This window comes from Pseudoflavonifractor sp. AF19-9AC, from assembly GCF_003478995.1.
Classification (GTDB): Bacteria; Bacillota; Clostridia; order Oscillospirales; family Oscillospiraceae; genus Lawsonibacter.
In genome coordinates this window covers 84,154-107,067 of record NZ_QUGI01000008.1, presented here as the reverse complement: position 1 = coordinate 107,067, position 22,914 = coordinate 84,154, and the positions used below count along the sequence as shown (strand labels likewise).

Annotated in this window: 19 protein-coding genes; 3 read left to right on the top strand and 16 right to left on the bottom strand. The window is 61.4% G+C overall.

Annotated features, from left to right (window positions below; genetic code table 11):
- The first annotated feature begins 114 nt into the window (after positions 1–114).
- From DWX58_RS13340 to DWX58_RS13330, 3 genes are read left to right on the top strand one after another with little or no spacing between them, the layout of a single operon-like run.
- On the top strand, positions 115–1,374 hold the full coding sequence (locus tag DWX58_RS13340; protein ID WP_199648841.1) for a diaminopimelate decarboxylase: 1,260 nt from the start codon (positions 115–117) through the stop codon (positions 1,372–1,374).
- The gene (locus DWX58_RS13335) at positions 1,352–1,819 is read left to right on the top strand and encodes a CidA/LrgA family protein (RefSeq protein WP_243093512.1); all 468 of its coding nucleotides are present in this window, start codon (positions 1,352–1,354) and stop codon (positions 1,817–1,819) included. The genes DWX58_RS13340 and DWX58_RS13335 overlap by 23 nt, the downstream gene beginning before the upstream one ends.
- Positions 1,812–2,492 carry an LrgB family protein gene (locus DWX58_RS13330; RefSeq protein ID WP_118644605.1) on the top strand — a complete coding sequence of 227 codons (681 nt, stop codon included), beginning with the start codon at positions 1,812–1,814 and terminating at the stop codon, positions 2,490–2,492. The genes DWX58_RS13335 and DWX58_RS13330 overlap by 8 nt, the downstream gene beginning before the upstream one ends.
- A gap of 53 nt (positions 2,493–2,545) precedes the next feature.
- Here DWX58_RS13330 and ftsZ read toward each other — a convergent pair whose 3' ends face one another.
- The 16 genes from ftsZ to aspS form a co-directional block, all read right to left on the bottom strand.
- Positions 2,546–3,688, bottom strand: a complete 1,143-nt coding sequence (ftsZ, locus tag DWX58_RS13325; protein WP_118644603.1) for a cell division protein FtsZ — start codon at positions 3,686–3,688, stop codon at positions 2,546–2,548.
- A gap of 159 nt (positions 3,689–3,847) precedes the next feature.
- Positions 3,848–4,615 carry an FtsQ-type POTRA domain-containing protein gene (locus DWX58_RS13320; protein ID WP_158579292.1) on the bottom strand — a complete coding sequence of 256 codons (768 nt, stop codon included), beginning with the start codon at positions 4,613–4,615 and terminating at the stop codon, positions 3,848–3,850.
- Positions 4,616–4,643: 28 nt separating this feature from the next.
- The gene (gene murA / locus DWX58_RS13315; protein ID WP_118644599.1) at positions 4,644–5,900 is read right to left on the bottom strand and encodes a UDP-N-acetylglucosamine 1-carboxyvinyltransferase; all 1,257 of its coding nucleotides are present in this window, start codon (positions 5,898–5,900) and stop codon (positions 4,644–4,646) included.
- A gap of 78 nt (positions 5,901–5,978) precedes the next feature.
- Positions 5,979–7,097, bottom strand: coding sequence for an undecaprenyldiphospho-muramoylpentapeptide beta-N-acetylglucosaminyltransferase (murG, locus tag DWX58_RS13310; RefSeq protein ID WP_118644597.1), 1,119 nt, complete (start codon positions 7,095–7,097; stop codon positions 5,979–5,981).
- Between the two features lie 52 nt (positions 7,098–7,149).
- The gene (gene ftsW / locus DWX58_RS13305) at positions 7,150–8,367 is read right to left on the bottom strand and encodes a putative lipid II flippase FtsW (protein ID WP_243093510.1); all 1,218 of its coding nucleotides are present in this window, start codon (positions 8,365–8,367) and stop codon (positions 7,150–7,152) included.
- A 96-nt stretch (positions 8,368–8,463) separates the two neighbouring features.
- Positions 8,464–9,450 (bottom strand): phospho-N-acetylmuramoyl-pentapeptide-transferase, encoded by a 987-nt coding sequence (gene mraY / locus DWX58_RS13300; protein ID WP_118644595.1) that lies wholly within the window; start codon positions 9,448–9,450, stop codon positions 8,464–8,466.
- 63 nt (positions 9,451–9,513) lie between these two features.
- Complete coding sequence (locus DWX58_RS13295; RefSeq protein ID WP_118644593.1) at positions 9,514–10,998, bottom strand: UDP-N-acetylmuramoyl-L-alanyl-D-glutamate--2,6-diaminopimelate ligase; 1,485 nt, start codon at positions 10,996–10,998, stop codon at positions 9,514–9,516.
- A 353-nt stretch (positions 10,999–11,351) separates the two neighbouring features.
- On the bottom strand, positions 11,352–13,796 hold the full coding sequence (locus DWX58_RS13290; RefSeq protein WP_243093508.1) for a penicillin-binding transpeptidase domain-containing protein: 2,445 nt from the start codon (positions 13,794–13,796) through the stop codon (positions 11,352–11,354).
- 91 nt (positions 13,797–13,887) lie between these two features.
- Positions 13,888–14,454, bottom strand: coding sequence for a hypothetical protein (locus DWX58_RS13285; protein ID WP_118644589.1), 567 nt, complete (start codon positions 14,452–14,454; stop codon positions 13,888–13,890).
- Positions 14,455–14,528: 74 nt separating this feature from the next.
- The gene (rsmH, locus tag DWX58_RS13280) at positions 14,529–15,473 is read right to left on the bottom strand and encodes a 16S rRNA (cytosine(1402)-N(4))-methyltransferase RsmH (RefSeq protein ID WP_118644587.1); all 945 of its coding nucleotides are present in this window, start codon (positions 15,471–15,473) and stop codon (positions 14,529–14,531) included.
- Position 15,474: 1 nt separating this feature from the next.
- On the bottom strand, positions 15,475–15,891 hold the full coding sequence (gene mraZ / locus DWX58_RS13275) for a division/cell wall cluster transcriptional repressor MraZ (protein WP_118644585.1): 417 nt from the start codon (positions 15,889–15,891) through the stop codon (positions 15,475–15,477).
- Positions 15,892–16,200: 309 nt separating this feature from the next.
- On the bottom strand, positions 16,201–17,721 hold the full coding sequence (locus DWX58_RS13270) for a 4Fe-4S dicluster domain-containing protein (RefSeq protein WP_118644583.1): 1,521 nt from the start codon (positions 17,719–17,721) through the stop codon (positions 16,201–16,203).
- A gap of 172 nt (positions 17,722–17,893) precedes the next feature.
- The gene (gatB, locus tag DWX58_RS13265; protein WP_118644581.1) at positions 17,894–19,324 is read right to left on the bottom strand and encodes an Asp-tRNA(Asn)/Glu-tRNA(Gln) amidotransferase subunit GatB; all 1,431 of its coding nucleotides are present in this window, start codon (positions 19,322–19,324) and stop codon (positions 17,894–17,896) included.
- Position 19,325: 1 nt separating this feature from the next.
- The gene (gene gatA / locus DWX58_RS13260) at positions 19,326–20,795 is read right to left on the bottom strand and encodes an Asp-tRNA(Asn)/Glu-tRNA(Gln) amidotransferase subunit GatA (RefSeq protein ID WP_118644579.1); all 1,470 of its coding nucleotides are present in this window, start codon (positions 20,793–20,795) and stop codon (positions 19,326–19,328) included.
- Between the two features lie 13 nt (positions 20,796–20,808).
- Complete coding sequence (gene gatC / locus DWX58_RS13255; RefSeq protein ID WP_118644577.1) at positions 20,809–21,096, bottom strand: Asp-tRNA(Asn)/Glu-tRNA(Gln) amidotransferase subunit GatC; 288 nt, start codon at positions 21,094–21,096, stop codon at positions 20,809–20,811.
- 27 nt (positions 21,097–21,123) lie between these two features.
- Positions 21,124–22,443: an aspartate--tRNA(Asn) ligase gene (aspS, locus tag DWX58_RS13250; RefSeq protein ID WP_118644703.1), complete on the bottom strand. Its 1,320-nt coding sequence runs from the start codon at positions 22,441–22,443 to the stop codon at positions 21,124–21,126.
- Between the last annotated feature and the right edge of the window lie 471 nt (positions 22,444–22,914).

Below are 22,914 nucleotides of genomic sequence, written 5' to 3'. Positions count from 1 at the left end.
TTTTTTGCTGTACCTGGATAAACTATACTTGATTTTCCTATTTCAGACCCTTTTCGCCTCCCCACGGAGGCATTTTATCTGTCTGCCTGCGGCAGAATAAGGAGTGGACAAGTTGTGAAAAAGCCCTTTGTTTCTCTGGAGCAGCTGGAGACCATCGCTGCCCAATACCCCACCCCCTTCCACATCTACGACGAAGCGGGCATCCGGGACACCGCCCGGGTCCTGTATAAGGCCTTCGCCTGGAACCCCGGCTACCGGGAATATTTCGCCGTAAAGGCCACCCCCAATCCTCAGATTCTCAAGATTCTGAAGGAGGAGGGCTGCGGCGTGGACTGCTCCTCCCTCACGGAGCTGATGATGGCCCAGCGCTGCGGCTTTGCCGGGGACGAGATCATGTTCTCCTCCAACGACACCCCCGCCGAGGAGTTTGCCCTGGCCGCCAAGCTGGGAGCCACCATCAATCTGGACGACATCAGCCACATTGAATTTCTGAAGGACACCATCGGCTCCATCCCCAAGAAGATCTCCTGTCGGTACAATCCCGGCGGCACCTTCACCCTGGGTGAGAGCGAGGAGGGCTTCCAGGTCATGGACAACCCCGGTCAGGCCAAGTACGGCATGACCCGGGAGCAGATGACCCAGGCCTTCCGCACCCTGAAGGAACTGGGAGCAGAGGAGTTCGGCATCCACGCCTTCCTGGCCTCCAACACCCTGTCCAACGAGTATTACCCCGCCCTGGCCGCCATTCTCTTCCGCATGGCGGTGGAGCTGAAGGAGGAGACCGGCTGTCACATCACCTTCATCAACCTCTCCGGCGGTGTTGGCGTCCCCTACCGCCCCGAGCAGCCCGCCAATGACATCGCCGTCATCGGCGAGGGCGTGCGCCGGGCCTATGAGGAGATTCTGGTCCCCGCCGGCATGGGCGATGTATCCCTGTGCACCGAGCTGGGCCGCTTCATGCTGGCCCCCAACGGCCATCTGGTCACCCGGGTGCTCCACGAGAAAAAGACCTACAAGGACTACATCGGAGTGGACGCCTGCGCTGCCAATCTGATGCGTCCCGCCATGTACGGTGCCTACCACCACATCACCGTCATGGGCAAGGAGAACGCCCCCTGCGACCACATGTACGACGTCACCGGCGCTCTGTGCGAGAACAACGACAAGTTCGCCATTGACCGCATGCTGCCGGAGATTCAGATCGGCGACCTGCTGGTCATCCACGACACCGGAGCCCACGGCCACGCCATGGGCTATCAGTACAACGGACGCCTGCGCTCGGCAGAGCTGCTGCTCCAGACGGACGGCTCCGTCCGGCTCATCCGCCGGGCTGAGACTCCGGAGGACTACTTTGCCACCGCAATCTGGGATTGATCCCTCCGCATCGTTTCAGACGGGGATGGAAGGCGCCGCCTCCCATCCCCGTCTCTCATTGTTTCCCGAGGTGATTACATTGAACATTATGGGCGAGATCGCCATTATCTTTGGAATCTGTCTGGTCTCTGAGGGTATTTCCGCCCTGCTGCCCATCCCCTTTCCCGCCAGCGTCATCAGTCTGCTGATTCTCCTGGCGCTGCTTCTCTGCGGGGCGGTAAAGGACCGGCACATCCGCCGCACCTGCGGCTTTTTTACCAGCAACATGGCCTTTTTCTTTATTCCCCCCTGTGTGGGCATCCTGGAGCATGTGTCCACCCTGTCCGCCGTGCTGGTCCCCTTCCTGTTCATCAGCGTCATCACCACTCCCCTGGTCTATCTGGTCACCGCCTGGGTGATCCAACTGATGATGCGCATGCGGAAAGGGGGTGCCCGCCATGGCTGAGGCCATGCTCTCCTCTCCCTTCTTTGGGCTGGTGCTCACCTGCGTGGCCTGGTGCATCGGCTGCTGGGTGCAGAAGCGGACGGGCATCTTCCTGCTCAATCCCCTGGTCATCGCCGTGGCCATCATTCTGGCGGTGCTGGTGGCCCTGGATATTCCCTACTCCACCTATCAGCTGGGGGGCGACATGATCTCCCTCATGCTGGGTCCCGTCACCGCGGTACTGGCCCTGAACATCTACCACCAGCGCACCCTGCTGCGGGAGTACTTCTGGCCTGTGGTCATCGGCTGCCTGGCGGGCACTCTCACCAGCGTGGGCTCCATCCTGCTGCTGTGCCGCCTGCTGGTTCTGGATTCCTCCATAGCCGCCTCCCTGATGCCCAAAAGCGTCACCACCGCCATCGCGGTGGCCATCTCCGACGCGGGCGGGGGGATTCAGAGCATCACGGTGGCCGCCGTCCTCATCGCCGGTGCGGTGGGTGCCATCTTCGCTCCGCTTTTTGCCAAGCTCTTTCGCGTCACCGATCCGGTGGCAGAAGGGGTAGCCATCGGCGCCTGCAGCCACGCTCTGGGCACCTCCAAGGCCATGGAGATCGGCCAGCTTCAGGGAGCCATGAGCTCCATCTCCATCTGCATCTGCGGCATCCTTACCTCCCTGCTGGCTCTGTTCCTGTAAACGAAAAAAATCCCGCGCCGAATGATCGGCGAGGGATTTTTATTTGATTACATTCAGCGCTTCTTGCTGAAAATACGCTCCAGAATGTCCCAATCATCGTCGCTGACAGGGGACTTGGGCGCCTCAGGGGCGGGCTGCTGCACGGGTGCGCTCTCCTCCGCTTGGGCAGCGGGCTGAGCCTCAGCGGCAGGCTGCGCAGCGGGCTGAGCCTGGGCAGGAGCCGGGGTGGAAGCGGTCTTGCTCTCGTCAAAGCCGGTGGCAATGACGGTGACCCGGATCTCGTCCTCCAGGGACTCGTCAAAGGCAGCACCGAAGATGATGTTGGCGTCGGGGTGAGCGGCCTCCTGCACCAGATTGGCAGCAGTCTCCACTTCCTCCAGACCGATGTCCATGGAGCCGGTGACGTTAATGAGCACGCCCTTGGCCCCGTTGATGGAGGTCTCCAGCAGGGGGCTGGAAATGGCCATGCGGGCGGCCTCCTCGGCCTTGTTCTTGCCGGCGGCACGGCCCACACCCATGTGAGCGCGGCCGGCGTCCTTCATAACGGCAGACACGTCGGCAAAGTCCAGGTTGATGAAGCCGGTGTTCTTGATGAGGTCGGAAATGGACTGAACGGCCTGCTGCAGCACATCGTCAGCAATTTCAAAGGCGTTGACCATGGTGATCTTCTGGTCGGTGGCCAGCTTCAGCCGCTCGTTGGGGATAATGACCAGGGAGTCCACCTTGTTGCGCAGCTCGGTGATACCGCCCTCGGCCTGCTTCATGCGGCGCATACCCTCAAAACGGAAGGGCTTGGTGACCACGCCCACGGTGAGCACACCCAGCTCCTTGGCGATATCGGCCACGATGGGAGCCGCGCCGGTGCCGGTGCCGCCGCCCATACCAGCGGTGATGAACACCATATCCGCATCCTCCAGAGCCTTGGAGATCTGTGTGCGGTTCTCCTCGGCGGACTTGCGGCCCACCTCGGGGTCGGAGCCGGCGCCCTGACCGTTGGTCAGCTTCTCACCAATCTGAATCTTAAAGGTAGCGCTGGAGACGGCAAGCGCCTGCTTATCCGTGTTCACCGCGATGAAATCCACACCCTTGGTGCCTGTTCTCACCATGCGGTTGACCACGTTGTTGCCGCCGCCGCCTACACCGATTACCTTGATGTTTACCACGCTGTCAGGACCCATATCCATTCCGAAGGCCATTGCCCGTTCCTCCTATGTAGAAAATGAAAGCCTCCCCCAAAACAAGCTATTGTGGGGGAGGCCCCGTTGTCAAGTCAACATTTTGTTATATTGTATCGCTCTTTTTTCTTAAGGTCAAGAGAAAATCCTTCAGGCGCCGAAAGTTTCCAGCTTTCTCCTCTATTCGGCGGAAAATACCGCCGGGTACTCCTCCTGCGTCAGGTCCCAGCTGCCCCGGACGTCCCCTCCCATGCTCTCATTCAGCTCGGGCACTACCTCCAGCAGTACCTTCATGCGGTAGGAAAAGTCACCATTGAGCAGCAGCTTCACCGTAAACCGGCCCTGATACTCCATGTTGATTCGGGTGGAGGTCAGCTCCAGAGCGGAGACATCCTGGAGCATGTTCTGCTCCTGCAGGACCGCCAGCAGCTTCAGCAGCGCCTCCAGCCGGGGTGTCTCCTCCTGGGAAACGGCCAGCTGCTGCCCCGGCTGGGGGGCCAGGGCGGTCAGCCCGGTAATGGTGATGGCCCCGGAATCCGGTGGCGCCTGCTCCAGCAGCTTTCCGCCCACGCTGATGAGCCAGTTGCCCTCCCCACCGGGCACCTGGGCCACCGCCTCCCACTCCTTCACCGTGATGGTGAGGGTGCTGGGCAGGCTTCGGCGGATCACCACATCCTCCAGATAGGGAAGCTGCTCCTCCGCCTGCTCAATCCGCTGAAACTTATTCATCCGAAACAGGTTGTCGCCCACCTGGACGCCCACGGCCGCAATGATCTCCTCCTGGGTATAGCGGCTGTTGCCGGAGACCACAATGGTCTCCACCTGAAAAAATACTGTGGCGCCAAAGGTAAGAGCGACGGCGGCGGTGAGGATGCACAGCAGCTTGAACAGGGGGCCGAAGCGCCTCCTGGTCCGCCTGCGTTTTCGGTTGTTTCTTCCTCTCGCCATAGTGGTATCTCCTATGTATAGCTTTGGGTCAGTCCACCCGCTGTATGTCCGCGCCCAGGGCAGCGAGGGCCCGTTCCAGGCCGTCATAGCCCCGCTGGATATGGCCGAGTCCGGAGACCAGGGTCTCCCCCTCCGCCCCCAGACCGGCCACCACCAGGGCGGCTCCGCCCCGCAGGTCGGTGCCCCGCACTGGCGCGCCGTGGAGGCGGCCGACACCGGTCACCACAGCCACCCGCCCGGAGGCCCGGATATCAGCTCCCATGCGGCGCAGCTCATCCACATGGCGGTAGCGGCTGTCAAAGATATTCTCCACAAACATGGTGGTCCCCCGGCCGCCCGCCAGAGCGGCCATCAAAATGGCCTGGGCATCGGTGGGAAAACCGGGATAGGGGGCGGTACGCACCGGAGAAATGCCCCGCAGCGGGGCCGTACTCTCCACCACGGCCCAGTCCGGGCCGGTACGTATCTCGCACCCGGCCTCCTGCAGGCAGGAGAGCACCGCGGTCAGATGCTCGGGGTTCACCCCCGTCACCTCCACCCTTCCTCCCGCCGCACCGGCAGCGCACAAGTAAGTAGCGGCCACGATCCGGTCTCCCATCACCCGGCAGTGGCCCGGGTGGAGGGGCAGACCGCCCCGTATATACACCACCGAACTCCCCGCCCCGGACACCTGAGCGCCCATGGAACGGAGGAACGCCTGGAGATCCTCGATTTCCGGCTCCCGGGCGGCCCCCACAATGGTGGTGAGGCCAGGACAGCCGCAGGCGGCCAGCATGGCGTTCTCCGTGGCCCCCACGCTGGGGATGGACAGGCACAGCTCCCGTCCGTGCAGGTGGCTTCCTCCCCGGCAGCGCAGGCAGCCCTGCTCCTCCCGAATCTCCGCCCCCAGCGCCCGCAGGGCAGCCAGGTGCAGATCTATGGGCCGGGGACCCAACTCACAGCCGCCGGGGTAGGACAGCTCCGCCGCCCCCATTCGGGCCAGCAGCGCTCCCAGGAAAATCACCGAGGACCGCATCTCCCGCATCAGTCGCTCCGGAATGTCGAAGCGGCGCAGCACCGAGGCGTCCACCGTCACCGTGTCCTCCTGCCGGTCCACCCGGCAGCCCAGAAGGGACAGAATATCCAGGGCAGCGGACACGTCGGACAAATCGGGACAGTTTTCAATCACGCTCCGGCCGGGTGCCAGCAGCGACGCCGACAAAATGGGCAGCACGCTGTTCTTGGCCCCCTGGACCGTCAGGCGGCCCTCCAGAGGCCGGCCGCCCATAATTCGATAACAACTCATAGGATAGCCTCCAAATCCTCCATATTCAGGCTATCCTATGCGAAAAAGAGAAACTTGGTTTCTGCACGCTGGAATCCGTCAGTGCATGATTTCCAGCAGGGTCTCGTAGATCTTCTGCCCCGCGTCCGGTACTGCCATGGCCTTCAGGGCCTGGGACATCTCCTCCCGGCGGCTGGGCTCCCGGATGAGGAGGCTGGCCGTATCATAGAGGGTGTCCTCCACGCAGTCCTGCTCCCGCAGCAGAATGGCCGCTCCCTGGTCAGCCAGCACCCGGGCATTTTTCTCCTGGTGGTTGGCGGTGACATTGGGAGAGGGCACCAGAATGGAGGGCTTGGCAATGGCGGCGATCTCCGAAATGGTGGAGGCGCCGGCCCGGCACAGCACCACGTCGGCGGCAGCCATCACCAGAGGCATGTCGTAGATGTATTCCCGCACCTCAATGCCGTTGTCCCCCAGCTGCAAGCCCCGGCGCAGCAGCTCCTCCTGCATCCAGGGGAAGTCCCGGCCGGCGCCGTGGATGTGGCGCCAGGGCGCTCCGTCATAGCATTCCTTGGTGATGAAGTCCACCATCTTCTGGTTCATCACCTCGGCCCCCAGGGAGCCCCAGTAGGACAACAGCAGGGGCCGCTGGTCGTCAAAGCCCAGCTTGGCCCGGGCCTCCTCCCGGGTGTAGCGGAAGAAGTCTCCCCGCACCGGAGTGCCGGTGACCACCACCTTCTCGGGGTGGTCGTAGTGGGCTCGGCTCTCCTCAAAGCCTACCATCACCCGATCCACCACCTTGGACAGCGCCTTGGTGGTCAGGCCGGGCACAGCGTTGGACTCGTGCACGGCGGTTGGGATGTGCCGGCGGGCGGCCTCGCTCACCACAGGGAAGGAGGCATAGCCCCCGGTCCCCACCACCAGATCGGGCTTGAACTCGTCCAGAATGGCCTGGGCCTGCTTCTTAGACTTCTGCATGTTGACCAGAGTGCCGAAATTGTGGAGCACATCGGCAGGAGCGAAGGAACGGCGGAAGTTGGTAATGGTGACCGAGCGGATCTCATACCCCTCCTTGGGCACCAGCTTGTTCTCCATACCGCCGTCCGCACCCACAAACAGGATGCGGCAGCCGGGATGCTTTTCCTGGAAAATGCGGGCCAGCGCCACCGCAGGGTTTACATGTCCTGCGGTTCCGCCGCAGGTAAAGAGCACGTTCATGAAATCACCTCAGAAGTATATTGTCTGAACGAGGAAACCGACCCACCGGCCGTTAATCTTTTTTCGGCGCGGGGATCTGCCGTGAAATGCTGAGGATAATGCCCATCTCGGCCAAATTCATCACCAGAGCGGTGCCGCCGTAGCTGAAGAAGGGCAGCGAGATGCCAGTGTTGGGGATGAGGTTTGTAATCACGCCGATGTTCAAAAACACCTGGACCGCCATCAGGGTGGTAATGCCCACGATGGTCAGAGAACCGAATTTATCCCTTGCGTGGAGGGCCAGCCAGTAGCCCCGCAGGATGAGCAGGGCAAACAGCAGCAGCACGATGGCCGCGCCGATAAAGCCCAGCTCCTCCACCACGATGGAGAAGACGAAGTCGTTTTCCGGCTCGGGGATGTAGAGAAACTTCTGCATGCTCTTGCCCAGGCCCCGGCCCAGAAGGCCGCCCGAGCCGATGGCATACAGGGACTGGATGGTCTGGTAGCCCTTGTCCCGGGGATCCAGCCAGGGATTGAGCCACAGCTCAATGCGCCGGGTCATGTACGGGGTGTTCAGCATGATGAAAGCCAGGGCGGCGGCAGCCAGACTGCCCGCCCCAATGAACCAGCCCAGGTTGATGCCCGCGGCAAACAGTACCGAGGCGGCACCCACCATCACCAGGATGGTGCCCGACATGTGGCGCTCCAACAGCACCAGGGCCAACACGGTGCCCAGAACCAGGCCGTAGGGCACCAGCTCCAGAAAGCCCACCTTCTCCAGCCGGTTCAGGGTGCGGCCGGTGAGGGTGCGGTTGGTGTACCTCCGTTTTTTCTCCGTGTCCCGTTTGGACAGCCGGGCCGCAAAAAAGATGATCAGCGCAATTTTTGCAATCTCCGAGGGCTGATAGGTGGGGCCGGCCACCAAAGCAATCTTCAGCCACCGCTGGGCGCCGTTGATCTCTACGCCCAAGGGGGTGAGCACCAGCACCAGAAGGCCGATGGAGCCAATCAGCAAAGGGATGGACAGAATGCGGAAGGTCTGATAATTGATTTTGGACACCAGATACATGCCCACCACGCCAACGGCGGCAAACATGGCCTGGCGTTTGATATAGAAGAGAGGGTTGTTGCCCACCTTGGCGTCATAATAGGCGGAGGCATAAGAGGCGGAAAACACCATAATGAGCCCGATGCCTACCAGCAGCATCACCAGCATCAGGAAAGGGAGATCCATAGGGCCCCGGGCCAGCTGTTCCTCCATGGTCAAATCGCGTTTTGGTTTCCGAGGCATCGGATCTCACTTCCTTTCTCCGGGCAGTACCCGCCCGGCGGCCAGGCCGCACGCAGTCCCGCGCGGCACATGGATTCTACTGGATACGCAATGTCCTCACACGGGATAGCGGTACATAACTCCCACAAAGGCCAGCACACACAGCGCCAGGGTCACGCCGGAGAAGACACAGAACAGCTTGGTCTCGCTCCAGCCGCCCATCTCCAGGTGGTGATGGAGGGGGGCCATGCGGAAAAAGCGCTTGCCGTGGGTCTTCTTGAAGTAGACCACCTGAATGATGTCGGAGAGCACCTCCACCACATAGACCAGGCCCACAATGGGAATGACCAGGGGCAGGTCCAGCGCAAAGGCCATACCGCACACCATGCCGCCCAGGAACAGGGAGCCGGTGTCCCCCATGAAGACCTTGGCGGGGTGGAAGTTATAGATGAGGAAGGCGGAAAGGCCGCCGGCCAGGGCGGCGGAAATGACCATCAGATCCTGCTGGCCATACCAGGCGGACACAGCCAGATAGAACAGAGCCACAGGGATGGTGACGCCGGTGGCCAGGCCGTCAATGCCGTCGGTGAGGTTGACGGCATTCACCGTACCCACCATAACAAAGGCGGCAAAGATCATATAGACCACCCAGGGCAGGATCAGCTCCGTGCCCAGGAAGGGAATGTACAGGTTGGGGCTGAGGATGCCCTGCTGCCGCAGGAGCACCGTAAAGGCGATGGCGGCGGCCAGCTGAAGGAGAAACTTCTGCGGGGCCGTCAGACCCTCGTTGGCATGGTGGCGTAGCTTCTGGAAATCATCAATAAAGCCAATGACGCCAAATACCAGGGCAAACAGAAACACATACACGTGGTTCCAATAGCCCCTGTGGATGAGATCCCCTCCCGCCACAAAGATGGCCACAGCCACGGCCAGAATAAACATCAAACCGCCCATGGTAGGGGTTCCCTGCTTGGACATGTGCCAGGTGGGTCCGTCCTCCCGAATGGACTGCCCCGCCTTCAGCCGGCGCAGCACCGGAATCAAAATCTGTCCCGCAATCACAGCCACTCCAAAGGCCACAATGAAGCTGAGGATGTATGTCATAACCGAAACCTCCAGGTTCTCTTTCTCCTGCGTAGATCCGCGCCCATACAGCGCGGCATAATATTATACAACAGATAAGGTGCGATTTCCACCCTTATCTTGCCGCGTTTCCGCCTTTTGAAACCACTCTTTTATAATTTCCCGCTCGTCCATGGGATATTGCACCCCATCGATCTCCTGATACGTCTCATGGCCCTTTCCTGCCAGAACGATGACATCTCCGGCCCGCCCCTGCTCCAGGGCCCAGCCGATGGCACGGCGGCGGTCGGGCTCCACATGAATGGGTCCCTCCTCCATCCCGGAGAGGATGTCGGCAATGATAGCCTCCGGGTCCTCGGTGCGGGGATTGTCGGAGGTCACCACCACCAGATCCGCCAGTTCCCCGGCGATGGCACCCATGATGGGGCGCTTGGTCCGGTCCCGGTCCCCGCCGCAGCCGAACAGGCAGATGAGCCGCCCCGCCGTAAAGTCCCGGGCAGTCATGAGAATGTTCTCCAGGGCATTGGGGGTGTGGGCGTAGTCAATGAGGACGGTGTAGGCCTTTGGCACAGGCACCACCTCCACCCGCCCCTTTACCCCGTGGACACTGCGCAGGGTCCGGGCCATGTCCTCCAGCTCCAGCCCCAGGCACAGCCCTGCAGACAGGGCGGCCAGGGCGTTATAGATGGAGAAGCCTCCAGGAATGGGCAGATGAATGCGGGCCAGCTTGCCCAGGGTTACCGCCTCAAACTCCACGTGACTGGGAAAGAGGCGGATATTCCGGGCGGTGAGATCGGCACTGGACCGGTTTTCCGAGTAGGTGAATACCGGCACGGACACGGTCCTCTGATAGTAGCGCCCCGCCTCGTCATCCAAGTTCAGAACCGCCCGCCGGCTCTGGGCAAAGAGCAGCCCCTTGGCTTCACGGTAGGCCTCCATGGTACCGTGGTAGTCCAAATGGTCCTGGGTCAGATTGGTAAAAATCCCGGCGTCAAAGGTGAGTCCCGCTGTGCGGTGCTGAACCAGGGCGTGGGAAGAGGCCTCCATCACCACATGGGTGCAGCCCTCGTCCGCCATCTGCCGCAGCAGCTGCTGAAGCTCATAGCTCTCAGGAGTGGTACGGTGAGCGGGCAGTTCCCGCTGGCCGATCAGGTTGCGGTTGGTGCCGATGAGGCCCACCTTGGTCTCCAATACTCCCTCCAGCATCTCCTTGAGCAGGCTGGTGGTGGTGGTCTTTCCGTTGGTGCCGGTGACCGCCAGAAGAGTCATGTTGTCTCCCGGCCGGCCAAACCAGTTGGCCGACACCAGCGCCAGAGCGAGGCGGGTATCCTCCGTGGTAATCCACGGCCCCGCTCCTTTGGGCGCTTCCCGGCACAAAACGGCCGCCGCCCCTTTTTTCAGTGCGGTCTCAATGTGGCGGTGGCCATCGGTTTTCTCTCCGGACAGGGCCACAAACAGAGCACCGGGCTCCAAGGTCCGGCTGTCGTAGGATATGGAAAAAATTTCCATATCAAGGTCAGTTGCTGCCCCCGTGAGGGGGACGCCGGCCAAAAGGCTGCGCAAGTTCATGGTGTCACCCCTCAAGGGTGCAGTTTCATTCTATCTAAGAAGTGCGAAAGATAGGCGCATAGGGGAAGCACACTCCGGAGCGGATGGGCAAAGCCCAGGAACGACTACAGGTCGGGCCGGGTTTGCCCGAAGTCGGAGGAGTTGCTGACCCGGCCATGCGCCCAATCCGCAGCATGACAATTAAGAAGTGCGAAGGATAAGCGTGCAGGGGAGCTTGAAGTGGAGCGACGGATGTAAACCAAGGCGGGCACGGCCCGACTGTTTGCATCCGGAGACGCAGCGAAAGCGACCAGACCGCACGCCTAATCCGCAGCATGATCGTAAGAAGTGCGAAGGTGCACAGACTACGTCATTTAATCCACCGCTACCGACCCGTCTTCCACCGTGTTGGCGAACTGAACATCCACCACGGTGCCGATGGCCGCCACGGTGCCGCTCTCCACGCTTTGGCTCTCCGCCGTACTGGCGTTGCCATAGTAAGTAGAGGTTCCGGTGGCCCGCATGAAGAAGCCCGCCTCTTCCAGCTTCTTTTTGGCGCTCTCATAGCCAAGGCCCACCACATTGGGAACCGTTCCCGTCTCCTCCGGGACCGCGTCACCCAGATAGAGGATGACCGTGGAGCCGCCCGGTACCGCCGAAGCGGCGGCGGGAATCTGGCTGGTTACCGTGTCTCCCTCGCCCACCGTGCGGTATTTCAGGTTTTTATCCTTCAGGGCGGAGGCAGCGTCATCCACTGTCTTGCCCACCACTCTCGGGGTAGACACGTCCACGGCGGCGGATTCAGCCTCCGTGTACTTTTTCTCCACACCCATGTAGTCCAGAATATCCGCAATCAGGGGACCTGCCTTCTTGGCCGCCATGTTGCCGCCGCTGATGTAGACGCCAGTGGTGGAGCGCTTGGGGTTATTTGGGTCCTCCTGAGGGTGGTCGTAGGCAATAAGGACAATGACCTGGGGATCATCCGCCGGGGCAAAGCCCATAAAGGAGACGATAGTCCGTCCCACCTCGTCGGTCTGGGAGGAACCCGTCTTGCCGCCGATGCGGTAGCCCGCCACATAGGCGTTGCTGCCGGTGCCCTCGGAGACCACACTCTCCAGAATCTTAACCACCCGCTGGCTGGTCTGCTGGCTGACCACCTGGCGCACCACAGTGGGCTCAGTGTTTTCAATCACCGTGCCGTCCTTGGAGCTGATGGACTGCACCACATAGGGCTGCATCAGGTTGCCACCGTTGATGGTGGCGGCAAAAGCCGTAATCATCTGGATCGGTGTGACGGTAAAGCGCTGACCAAAGGAGGCTACCGCCAGGTCTACCCCGTTCATCTCTTCCCGGGGCCAGATGTTTTCCGCGGCACTTGCCTCGCCGGGCAGGTCGATACCCGTCTGTTCTGTCAGGCCGAAAGCCTCAAAATAATCATAGAAGGTGTCAATGCCCAGCTTCTGCCCGATTTGAATGAAGGCAGGGTTGCAGGAATTCTGCACCGCCTCGGCCAGGGTCTGGGTTCCGTGGCCGGGGGCCGTCTTGGAACAGTTGATGGGCTTGGGATAACCTGCCACCTTCATGGAGCCAGTACAGGTAAAGGTGTCGGTCTCGGTGACCAGCCCCTCCTCCAGGGCGGCGGCCAGCACCAGAGCCTTAAAGGTAGAGCCGGGCTCGTAGCGGTCGTTGATTGCCTTGCTGCGCCACTGGGACAGCCAGGCCTGGCTGTACGCCTGGGCCTTGGCCTGCTCCATCAGCTCTTCCATGGTCAGGTTCTCGGTGTTTTGGGTTTTCAGCTCTTCATAGATGGAGTTGGTATTGCTCTCCAGCGTCTCATTGAGCACGTCGTCCAGAATCTGGGAGTAGTTGTTGGGGTCAAACTCCGGGGAGCTGGCAATGGCCAGAATGGCGCCGGTGTTGGGGTCCATAGCAATGCCGAAGGCGCCCTCCCGCACGTCAAATTCCTCAACGCCCTCCTCCAGGGTCTTTTCCAGATAGGACTGGATAGTGGCATCGATGGTAAGGTTCAGGTCGTAGCCGTCGATGGCGTCAATGAACTCGGAGTAGTTGTCGTACATCTGAGTTCCCTTGCCGGTCTTGTTGGTGACCACCCGGCCCGCGGTCCCCTCCAGCACATCGTTGTACATGGCCTCCAGGCCGTAGGCGCCCCCCTCTGCGTTCACAAAGCCCAGTGCCTGGGCCGCCAGACTGGAGTAGGGGTAGTAGCGCTTGGTGCCCGCCACCAGGTAGAGGTAGTGGGAGGTCTTATTGTCCACAATGTAGGTGCGGATGGCCTCGGCGTCCTCTTCCTCAATGCTGGTTTTGATTTCCTTATAGGCGTATTTGCTGTCCCGTACCTGCTGTTCCAGCTTCTCCTGGTCCAGGTCGGGAATCAGGGCCATCAGATCGGCAATGAGCCGGTCCTGCTCCGCCTTCACCGCCGCCTCCCAGGCCGCCTGGTCCAGGTTGCCGTCCTCATCGGTATAGTCCTTCTCCGGCACCTTATCCTGCACCAGATCCCGTGGGGAGAGGATCAGGTCATAGACCGTGGCAGACATGGCCAGCACGTTCCCGTTCCGGTCATAGATGTCACCCCGGGAGGCCGACACAGACAGATCCAGAGTCTGCTGATTGGTGGCCTTTTGCTGGTAAAAGTCGTGGTTGACAATGGCGATGTCCCACAGCTTCCACAGCAGGGGCACAAACAAAATGACACCGCACACCAGCATCAGAAACACGGTGCGGCGGAAAATGGTCCGTTTGCTTCGGGCGCTGCGGGCGGGTGTTCCGCGCTGCGTGGTTTCACGTTCTTCCCGCAATTTGGTTCCTCCTTTCTGCGGTGAAGGGGCGCAAGAAAATTTCTTTCTTGCGCCCCACTTCTCTCTTTCGTCGCTCATCTATATGACTCGATTACCGGAAATATTCAATTAAATCTCCCAAAGCCTGGCCCGCGGCGTGCAGAGCGCTCATAAAGCCGCTTTCCGATTCCTGACCAAACACCACCACGGTGTCCTCCTCGGACAGGTCTACATAGACCACCTGGTCACTGCTGGGTCGGCTCATGGTATCTCCCACTGCCTGCTGGATGGTCTCCATATCAAAGACCTTCTCATACTGGGCAGACAGGGTGGCGTTTTCCGACTGAAGGGTATTCAGCTCGCTGTTCAGCGAGGCCATCTGGCCGTTGAGCACGGTGTACTGCACAAAGCTCAAAAGCAGCATGGCGGCAAAGGCCGCCACCGCAAGAAAGCCCACCACCGCAAAGGGGGCCACCTGACCGGCCTCACGGACCTGGACGCGGGTGCGGGTAAGAGCCTGACGGCGGACCCGGGGGCGCTGCTTGGGCTGAGGACGGCGCTGCAGTTCCTCCTCCCGGCGGGGAACCCGGACCGCAGAACCATCATAGGCGGGAGCATAGGCCACGCTGCCGTAGGTGCTGTATCCATAGGTATTCACATTGCGTCGGCGGGATGCCATGGCGCTTCACTCCATTTCTCATTCGTATCCTTCCACACACACGCCCCATTCCGGGGATCTGAGGGATTCGCGGATTATTTCAGCTTTTCCGCCACCCGCAGCTTGGCGCTCCGGGCGCGGGGGTTTTCTTCAATCTCCTGCGGGCTGGGCAGGATGGGCTTTTTATTGACCAGCTTCACATCGGGTGTCCGCCCGCACACACATACGGGGAAATCCGGGGGACAGATGCAGCCCTTGGCAAACTCCCCAAGGCCGGTTTTGACGATGCGGTCCTCCAGGGAGTGGAAGGTGATCACCGCCAGCCGCCCGCCCTTGTTGAGCTTGGGCACCGCTCCTTGGAGCATCCGGTCCACCGAGGAGAGCTCATCGTTGACCGCAATTCGGATGGCCTGGAAAGAGCGCTTTGCAGGGTGCTGCTTCTCCTTCAGGGCCCGGGCCGGCATGGCCCCCTTGATGATGTCCACCAGCTCCAGAGTGGTCTCAATGGGCCGCTCCTCCCGGCGTCGGACAATGGCCGCGGCAATCAGCGGGGCGTACCGCTCTTCCCCATACTGAAAGAGGATTCTACGCAGTTCCTCTTGGCTCCAGGTGTTCACCACATCGGCGGCGGTCAACCCCTCCGAGCGGTCCATACGCATGTCCAGGGGAGCGTCAGCCATGTAGGAAAAGCCACGGCTTCCGTCGTCCAACTGGGGGGAGGACACGCCCAAATCAAAGAGCATCCCGTCCACACCGGCGATTCCAAGCTCATCCAGAATCTCGCTCACCCGGTCAAAATTGCTGTGCACCAGCGTGACCCGGTCCATCCACTCACCCAGCCGCTCCTGAGCTGCGTCCAGGGCCGCCTGGTCCCGGTCCACACAGATGAGTTTGCCGCTGCCGCTCAGCCGCCGAGCAATCTCCCGGCTGTGTCCGGCCCGGCCCAGCGTGCCGTCCAGGTAGATGCCCTCCGGGCGGATGTTCAATGCTTCAATACACTCGTCCAGCAGCACCGGACGGTGGGTATACATCTCACTCATATCAGAACCCCAGTTCTGCCATGCAGGCGGCCATCTTCTCCGGAGTCATCTCTTCTTCCTCCTGAGCGCTCCAGACGTCGGCCGCCCAGATTTCCGCCCGGTCGTTCACACCGATGATGACCACGTCCTTGTCCAGGCCTGCGTATTTGCGCAGCTTCTGAGGAATCACAATGCGGCCCTGGCTGTCCGGCTCGCACTTGGCGGCGTTGGCAAACAGAGGCCGCATGGCCTTGGATTGACTCATGGGCAGAGAGGCAAATTTCTCCGTGAAGCGATCCCAGGTGGACTGGGGATAGATGGCCAGGCAGGCGTCCACGCCCATGGCCAGATAAAAGGTATCGCCCAATTCCACGCGCAGCTTGGAGGGGATGAACAGCCGGCCCTTGGCATCGATGCTGTGCTCGTATGTGCCGGTCACGTCCCTCACCTCTCCTCCACTTCAGTGGTATTTAGGGGGAATTCACTCCATTTTGCCCCACCTTGTTCTCTAGTATAAAAGCTGTTGACATAAATTGCAAGAGTTTTTTCCTGGAAAAGCATAGAAAAAACCGCCGATTCCTCTCGAAATCAGCGGTTTTTTGAATAAAACATTCGTTCTATTTAGTTTACCGTAATTTTTGGCAGCAAAAGCAGGCACAAGATATGCTGTTTTTCCTTTTATTTTCTCACATGATCTTGTGGCAGCAGAGACTTGACTCCCCTCTGTTCAAGCCGGGGACATTCTCCGTCAGTTCTCCTCCACTTCCTCCAGGCGATCGGTCACCTTGGACTCCACTGCATTCTGAACCTCTGCGGCAGCCTTGTACTTTGCAACCCCCGCAGAGCTCTTTTTCACCGGGCTGATGGTGCCGGCTCCGGCCACACATCCGCCGGGGCAGCCCATGCCCTCCAGGAGGTATCCGTTATACTTTCCGGTCTTGGCGATCATCAGCATCTTCCGGCACTCCCGCAGGCCGTCGGCGTGCTCCACCTTGACTTCACGGCCGGGCTCCATCTCGTGGATGGCGGCCTTCACTGCGTCTGCCACACCGCCAGTGACAGCAAAGCCGCGGCCGGCGCCGGTGGCGCTCATAAAGTCGTCCTCGGGATGACCGGGCATCTTGCTGGGATCCACACCCTTGGCGTCAAAGACGCCCTGCATCTCTTCAAAGGTGAGGACGAAGTCCACGTCGCTGCGGATGGTGCGGCGGGAGGCCTCCAGCTTCTTGGCGGCGCAGGGGCCGATGAAGACGACCCGGGCATCGGGGTGGTCCTTCTTGATGAGGCGGGCGGTGAGCACCATGGGGGTGAGGGCCATGGAGATGTTGTCCTTAAACTGGGGGAAGAGCTTCTTGGCCATCACAGACCAGGAGGGGCAGCAGGAGGTGGCCAGGAAGGGCAGTTCATTGGGCACCTTCTCCAGGAAATCCTTGGCCTCCTCCACGGTGCACAGGTCGGCGCCCACGGCCACTTCCTTCACATCGTAGAAGCCCAGTTCCAGCATGGCCTCTTTCATCTGGGCGGCAGAGACATTCTCGCCGAACTGGGTAACAAAGGCGGGAGCCACGGCGGCAATGACCTTATCACCCTGTTTGAGGGCCTGAATCATCTGGAAAATCTGGCTCTTGTCGGCGATGGCGCCGAAGGGGCAGTTCACTAGACACATGCCGCAAGAGACGCACTTGTCATAGTCAATCTTGGCCCGGCCCAGCTCGTCGGAGCCGATGGCGTCCATGCCGCAGGCCTCGGCGCAGGGGCGCTCGAACTTGATGATGGCGTTGTAGGGACACTCGTCCACGCACTTGCCGCACTTGATGCACTTCTCCTGGTCGATGACACTCTTGCCCTGGACAATCTGAATGGCGTCCTTGGGGCAGACCTCACGGCAGGGATGGGCCAGACAGCCCTGGCACATGTTGCTCACACGCACCTGCTTGGGGGGGCAGGCGTTGCAGGCAAAGGAGATGATGTTGATCAGCGGGGGCTCGTAGTACTTCTCGGCCACCACGCTCTCCTCCAGCTTGGCATCCGTGGGGGTATATTCATTCAAATCACGCAGGGGCAGGCCAATGGCCAGACGGACACGCTCGCTGACGATGGCGCGCTCCACCAGAATGTTCTGGCGGTACTTGGCCACCTCTCCGGGGATAATTTTGTGGGGCAGACGGCGGATGGTCTCCGCATAGTTGCCGCCCTCAAATGCCATCCGGGCCACCTCAGTGAACACCTGACGGCGGATATCGTTAACAACGGTATGAACGCCTCGCATGAAACGCCCTCCTTCTCCCGTATTTTCCCCCACATCATACCATAAGAACCCAGTCTTTACAATGGCCATTCCTACAAGGCTTGGCCATTTTTGCAGGAAAAAATTTATTTTTTAGGGGATTGAAGGAACTCCGCCATTTCGTCCGCTGCCGTTTTTCTCTTTCCTTAGAGCCTCAATGGGTTAACCGGTCCCGCACTGCCTCATTTACCGTCTTGGGATCCGCCTTACCCTTCAGCCGGCGCATCACCTGCCCCACCAGGAAGCCAAGTACCTTTTCGTTGCCGGCCTTGAAGTCGGCCACGGCGTCGGCGTTTTCCGCAAAGGCCTCTTCCACTGCATGCTCCACCAGGACGGGGTCGCTCACTTGCTCCAGGCCGTGCTCCTTCACATAGGCTTGGGCGTCGGCATTGTCCGGAAAGATGGCCCGGAACACCTTGGCGGCGGTGTTGCGGTTGATGGTCCCCTGCTCCACCATGGAAATGAGGGCGGCGAGGTTCTCCGGCGTGAGCTTCATGTCCTTGGGCTCCAGCTCCTCTTCCTTAAGCCGGCGCATCATCTCGCCCAGCATCCAGTTGGCCGCCTCCTTGGCAGGGGCGCCCAGGGCCACCGTGGCCTCGAAGAAGTCCACCAGGGCCTTCTGAGCGGTGATCTGGCCGGCGTCGTACTCAGGCAGGCTGTACTCCTTCTGGTAGCGCTCCTTCCGCTCCTCGGCCATCTCAGGCTGCTCCTTCCGCAGCCCATCCAGGTACTCCTCCGACAGCTCCAGGGGCGGAATGTCCGGCTCCGGGAAGTAGCGGTAGTCCTGTGCGTTCTCCTTAGAGCGCATGGAGAAGGTGGCATCCTTGTTGTCGTCCCAGCGGCGGGTCTCCTGGATGACCCGCTTGCCCTCTTCCAGCAGCTCAATCTGCCGCCGGGCCTCATAGGCGATGGCCCGGGAGATGGCCTTGAAGGAGTTGAGGTTCTTCATCTCCGTGCGGGTGCCGAATTCCGTAGACCCCGCGGGGCGGACGGACAGGTTTACGTCGCAGCGCAGAGAGCCCTCCTGCATCTTACAGTCGGACACGCCCAGGTACTCCAGGGTGGACTTCAGCTTCTCCAGGTAGGCGATGACCTGCTCGGCGGTGCGGAAGTCCGGCTCGGTGACGATCTCAATGAGGGGCACGCCGCAGCGGTTGTAGTCCGCCTTGGTCTGGTCCACCCAGGGGTCGTGGACCAGCTTGCCCGCATCCTCCTCCATATGGAGCTCGTGGATGCGGATGTCCCGCTCCCTCTCCCCGGTCTGGATGGTCACCCGGCCGTTGCGGGCGATGGGCAGATAGAGCTGGGAGATCTGGTAGGCCTTGGGCAGGTCGGGGTAGAAGTAGTTCTTCCGGTCAAACTTGTTGTACCGGGTAATCTCACAGTTCAGGGCCAGACCGGCCTTGCAGGCAAACTCCACCACCTTTTTGTTCACCACCGGCAGGGTGCCCGGCATGCCCATGCACACGGGGCAGCAGTGGGTGTTGGGGGCGCCGCCGAAGGCGGTAGTGCAAGAACAAAAGATTTTCGTTTTGGTGGCCAGCTCCACGTGGGTCTCCAGGCCGATTACCGTTTCCCAGGTCATATCAGAAAACCTCCTTCTCGTAGGGAGAGCGCTTGTGCCAGTCTGTGTCCATCTGGAAGGCGTGGGCGGCGTTCAGCACCGCCGCCTCCCCCAGTGCGGGGCCGATGAGCTGGGCGCCGATGGGCATGCCGCCCTTGTCAAAGCCGCAGGGCATGGACAATCCGGGCAGGCCAGCCAGGTTCACCGACACGGTGTCGATGTCACTGAGGTACATCTGCAGGGGATCGCTGAGGCTCTCCCCCAGCTTGGGGGCCGTGGTGGGGGCCACGGGGGTGAGCATCAGGTCGCAGCGCCCGAAGGCATCGTCAAAGGCCGCCTTGATGAGGCCCTTGGCCTGGAGGGCCTTCTTGTAGTAGGCGTCGTAGTAGCCGGAGGAGAGGACGAAGGTGCCCAGCAGGATGCGGCGCTTTACCTCGGCACCGAAGCCCTGGGTGCGGGTCTTGCAGTAGAGGTCGGTGAGGTCCTCGTACCCCTCCGCCCGCCAGCCGTACTTCACGCCGTCAAACCGGGAGAGGTTGGAGGAGGCCTCGGCGGCGGCAATAATATAATAGGTAGGCACCATATACTCCATCACCGGGAAATCAAACTCCACCAGCTGGGCGCCCCGGCTCTTGAGCACGTCGGCGGCCTCCAGCATAGCCCGGCGCACCTCCGGGTCCAGGCCCTCGCCGAAGCAGTCGGCGGGCAGGCCGATTTTCATTCCCCGCACGTCACCGGTGAGGGAGGCCAGCAATCCGCCCGCAGGTACGTCCAGGCTGGTGCCGTCCCGGGGGTCCTTGCCCATGAGGGCGTCCAGCACGGCGGCGCAGTCGGCGGCGGACCGGGCCAGGGGACCGATCTGGTCCAGGGAGGAGGCGTAGGCGATGAGGCCGTAGCGGCTGACGGTGCCGTAGGTGGGCTTGATGCCGGTGACGCCGCAGTAGGAGGCGGGCTGGCGGATGGATCCGCCGGTGTCCGAACCCAGGGCGTACCAGCACTCCCGGCCGGCCACGGCGGCGGCCGCGCCGCCGGAAGATCCGCCGGGCACCCGCCCGGTATCCCAGGGGTTATGGGTGGGGCCGTAGAAGGAGGTCTCGGTGGTGGAGCCCATGGCAAATTCATCCATGTTCAGCTTGCCCAAGGAGACGCAGCCCGCCCGCTCCATCCGCTCTGCCGCGGTGGCCTCATAGGGGGGCTTGAAGTCCCCCAGAATCTTGGAGGCACAGGAGGTCTTGACCCCCTTGGTACAGATGTTGTCCTTGATGGCCATGGGCACGCCGTAGAGGGGGCTGGATGTCTCCTTCACCCCGGCCTGGAGAGCCCGGGCCCGCTCCAGGGCCTGCTCCCCGGTGCGGGTGATGAAGCAGTTGAGCTCCCCCTCCCGCTGTTCCACGGCCTCCAGGGCCGCGCGGGTGGCCTCCTCAATGGAGACCTCCCCCTTCTTGATGGCCGCCCCCAGCTCCAGGGCGGTGAGTTCTGTCAGTTTCTCCACGGTACGTTCCTCCTCACTCCACAGCCTTGGGCACCAGGAAGGCCTCGCCGTCGCTGGCCGGGGCGTTCTTCAGCAGCTCAGAGCGGTCCCCCGAGGGAACCACCTCGTCCTCCCGGAGTACGTTTTTCACCGGGAACACGTGGCTCATGGGTTCCACGCCGCTGGTATCCAGGGTGTTCAGCACATCCATGTAGGCCAGAATGCCCTGAAGCTCTCCGGTCATGCGCTCCTTCTCCTCCTGGGGCAGGCGCAGCCGGGACAGGTCCGAAATATAATCCACCATCTCAGTGGTAATGCTCATGGCAAATACTCCTCTCTGTTTGTCTGTTCAGGGCTCCAGCCGGCTCCGGTCACGGGGGAACAGGCTGGCCCGGCGCACGTTGTCCAGCCCGCACAGCTGGGCGGTGAGCCGCTCCAGACCGATGCCCAGGCCGCCGTGGGGGGGCATGCCGTGCTTGTGGATCATGAGGTAGCTCTCAAACTCCTCCGGGTGCATCCCCTTGGAGAGCATCTTATCCACCTGCTGCTGGTAGTCGTGGATGCGCTGTCCGCCGGTGGTCACCTCCAGTCCCCGGAACAGCAGGTCGAAGGACAGGGTGTAGCGGGGGTCCTCCGGGTCATCCATGGCGTAGAAGGGGCGTTTCTTGGTGGGGTAGTGAGTGACAAAGACGAAGTCGGCGCCGTACTCCTCCTTGAAGTAGTGGCCGATGTTGTGCTCCTCCTCCGGCTCCAGGTCGAAGGGGTCCCGGATGGCCCGGCCGTACTTCTCGGCCGCCAGGCGCTTGGCCTCGTCGAAGCGGACCACGGGAATCTGGTCCGCCCGGGGCAGCTCCACCCCAAGCAGGGCCAGCTCCCGGCTGCACTCCCGGCCCAAAAGGTCCACGGCGTACTTCAAGAAGCCCGCCTCCATGTCCATGACCTCCTCAAAGGAGCGGATATAGCCCATCTCAAAGTCCAGGGAGGTGTACTCGTTCAGGTGCCGCTGAGTGGAGTGCTTCTCCGCCCGGAAGACGGGAGCTACCTCAAAGACCCGCTCGAATACCCCCACCATGGTCTGCTTGTAGAACTGGGGGGACTGGGCCAGGAAGGCCTTGCGGCCGAAGTAGTCCAGGCGGAAGATGTTGCTGCCGCCCTCGGCTCCGGCGTGGACGATCTTGGGGGTGTGAATTTCGGTAAAGCCCTGGATGGTGAGGTACTCCCGGAAGGCCCGGCACAGCCCCGCCTGGATGCGGAACACCGCCCGCTCCCGCTGGGCCCGCAGCACCACCGGCCGCAGGGACAGCTCGGTGTCCAGGCTCAGGTTCAGCTTCCGCTTGGCCACGGGCACCGGCATGGGAGCCGCTGGGCGGGAAAGGACCTCCACGCCCTCCACCGCCAGCTCCCGGCCGCCGGGGGCCCGCTCCTCGGGACGCACCAGGCCGGTTACCCGGACGGCGCACTCCTCGCCAAGCCCCTCCGGCTCAATCTCCGGCGGGCACACACACTGCAAAAGTCCGTCCGCCATGCGCAGGGTCAAAAAGGCGATGCCGCCCAGGCGGCGCAGGGCGTGGACCGCGCCGTGGACCGTGACCTGCTGTCCATCCAGTTCCCCCGAGGCCACCATCCGGGCACTGATCTGCTGTTCGGGACTTCCTACTACAAATTTCATCACAATCAACCGTTCCTTTCTGGTCTTGTGATACGCCCCGGACAAACAAAAAGCCCGGGGTGTATCAAAAACAATACACCCCGGGACGAAATCACCGTTTCCATGATTCCGCGGTACCACCCGCGTTGCCTCTCCAACAAGAGACCTCTTTCGAGCCCCGGTAACGTGGGGAAGACGGACAGCCCTCAAGCGGAGGAATTCTCCCTTCGAACTGTCAGCTCAGAAGTGTTGCGCTGCCCCGTCTCTCCCAACCAGGCTTTCAGCACGGTGGCCCGGTCTCTCTGTTGGATGCCGTGGGGCGCGGTCTTCGTCGGCGCCTTTCGAATTATTATGGGCGAATTATAAAACATGCTCGCCCCCGCTGTCAAGACAAAATTTTGCCAATTCAGTGTGATGATGCAAGAGAGTATTTTGTGTGTTTTTTCGCCGCCTCCCTGATAGCCGAGAAGGGCTTTCCCTCTGGTTTTATCT

Excerpts from the sequence above, each read along its gene's own strand:
- rsmH (WP_118644587.1), bottom strand. The coding sequence starts at position 15,473 with ATGAGTGAGATGTATACCCACCGTCCGGTGCTGCTGGACGAGTGTATT.
- DWX58_RS13330 (WP_118644605.1), top strand. The coding sequence starts at position 1,812 with ATGGCTGAGGCCATGCTCTCCTCTCCCTTCTTTGGGCTGGTGCTCACC.
- ftsW (WP_243093510.1), bottom strand. The coding sequence starts at position 8,367 with ATGCCTCGGAAACCAAAACGCGATTTGACCATGGAGGAACAGCTGGCC.
- gatB (WP_118644581.1), bottom strand. The coding sequence starts at position 19,324 with ATGACCTGGGAAACGGTAATCGGCCTGGAGACCCACGTGGAGCTGGCC.
- DWX58_RS13285 (WP_118644589.1), bottom strand. The coding sequence starts at position 14,454 with ATGGCATCCCGCCGACGCAATGTGAATACCTATGGATACAGCACCTAC.
- DWX58_RS13295 (WP_118644593.1), bottom strand. The coding sequence starts at position 10,998 with ATGAACTTGCGCAGCCTTTTGGCCGGCGTCCCCCTCACGGGGGCAGCA.
- DWX58_RS13320 (WP_158579292.1), bottom strand. The coding sequence starts at position 4,615 with ATGGCGAGAGGAAGAAACAACCGAAAACGCAGGCGGACCAGGAGGCGC.
- murA (WP_118644599.1), bottom strand. The coding sequence starts at position 5,900 with ATGAGTTGTTATCGAATTATGGGCGGCCGGCCTCTGGAGGGCCGCCTG.
- aspS (WP_118644703.1), bottom strand. The coding sequence starts at position 22,443 with ATGAAATTTGTAGTAGGAAGTCCCGAACAGCAGATCAGTGCCCGGATG.
- ftsZ (WP_118644603.1), bottom strand. The coding sequence starts at position 3,688 with ATGGCCTTCGGAATGGATATGGGTCCTGACAGCGTGGTAAACATCAAG.
- DWX58_RS13270 (WP_118644583.1), bottom strand. The coding sequence starts at position 17,721 with ATGCGAGGCGTTCATACCGTTGTTAACGATATCCGCCGTCAGGTGTTC.
- murG (WP_118644597.1), bottom strand. The coding sequence starts at position 7,097 with ATGAACGTGCTCTTTACCTGCGGCGGAACCGCAGGACATGTAAACCCT.
- mraY (WP_118644595.1), bottom strand. The coding sequence starts at position 9,450 with ATGACATACATCCTCAGCTTCATTGTGGCCTTTGGAGTGGCTGTGATT.
- gatC (WP_118644577.1), bottom strand. The coding sequence starts at position 21,096 with ATGAGCATTACCACTGAGATGGTGGATTATATTTCGGACCTGTCCCGG.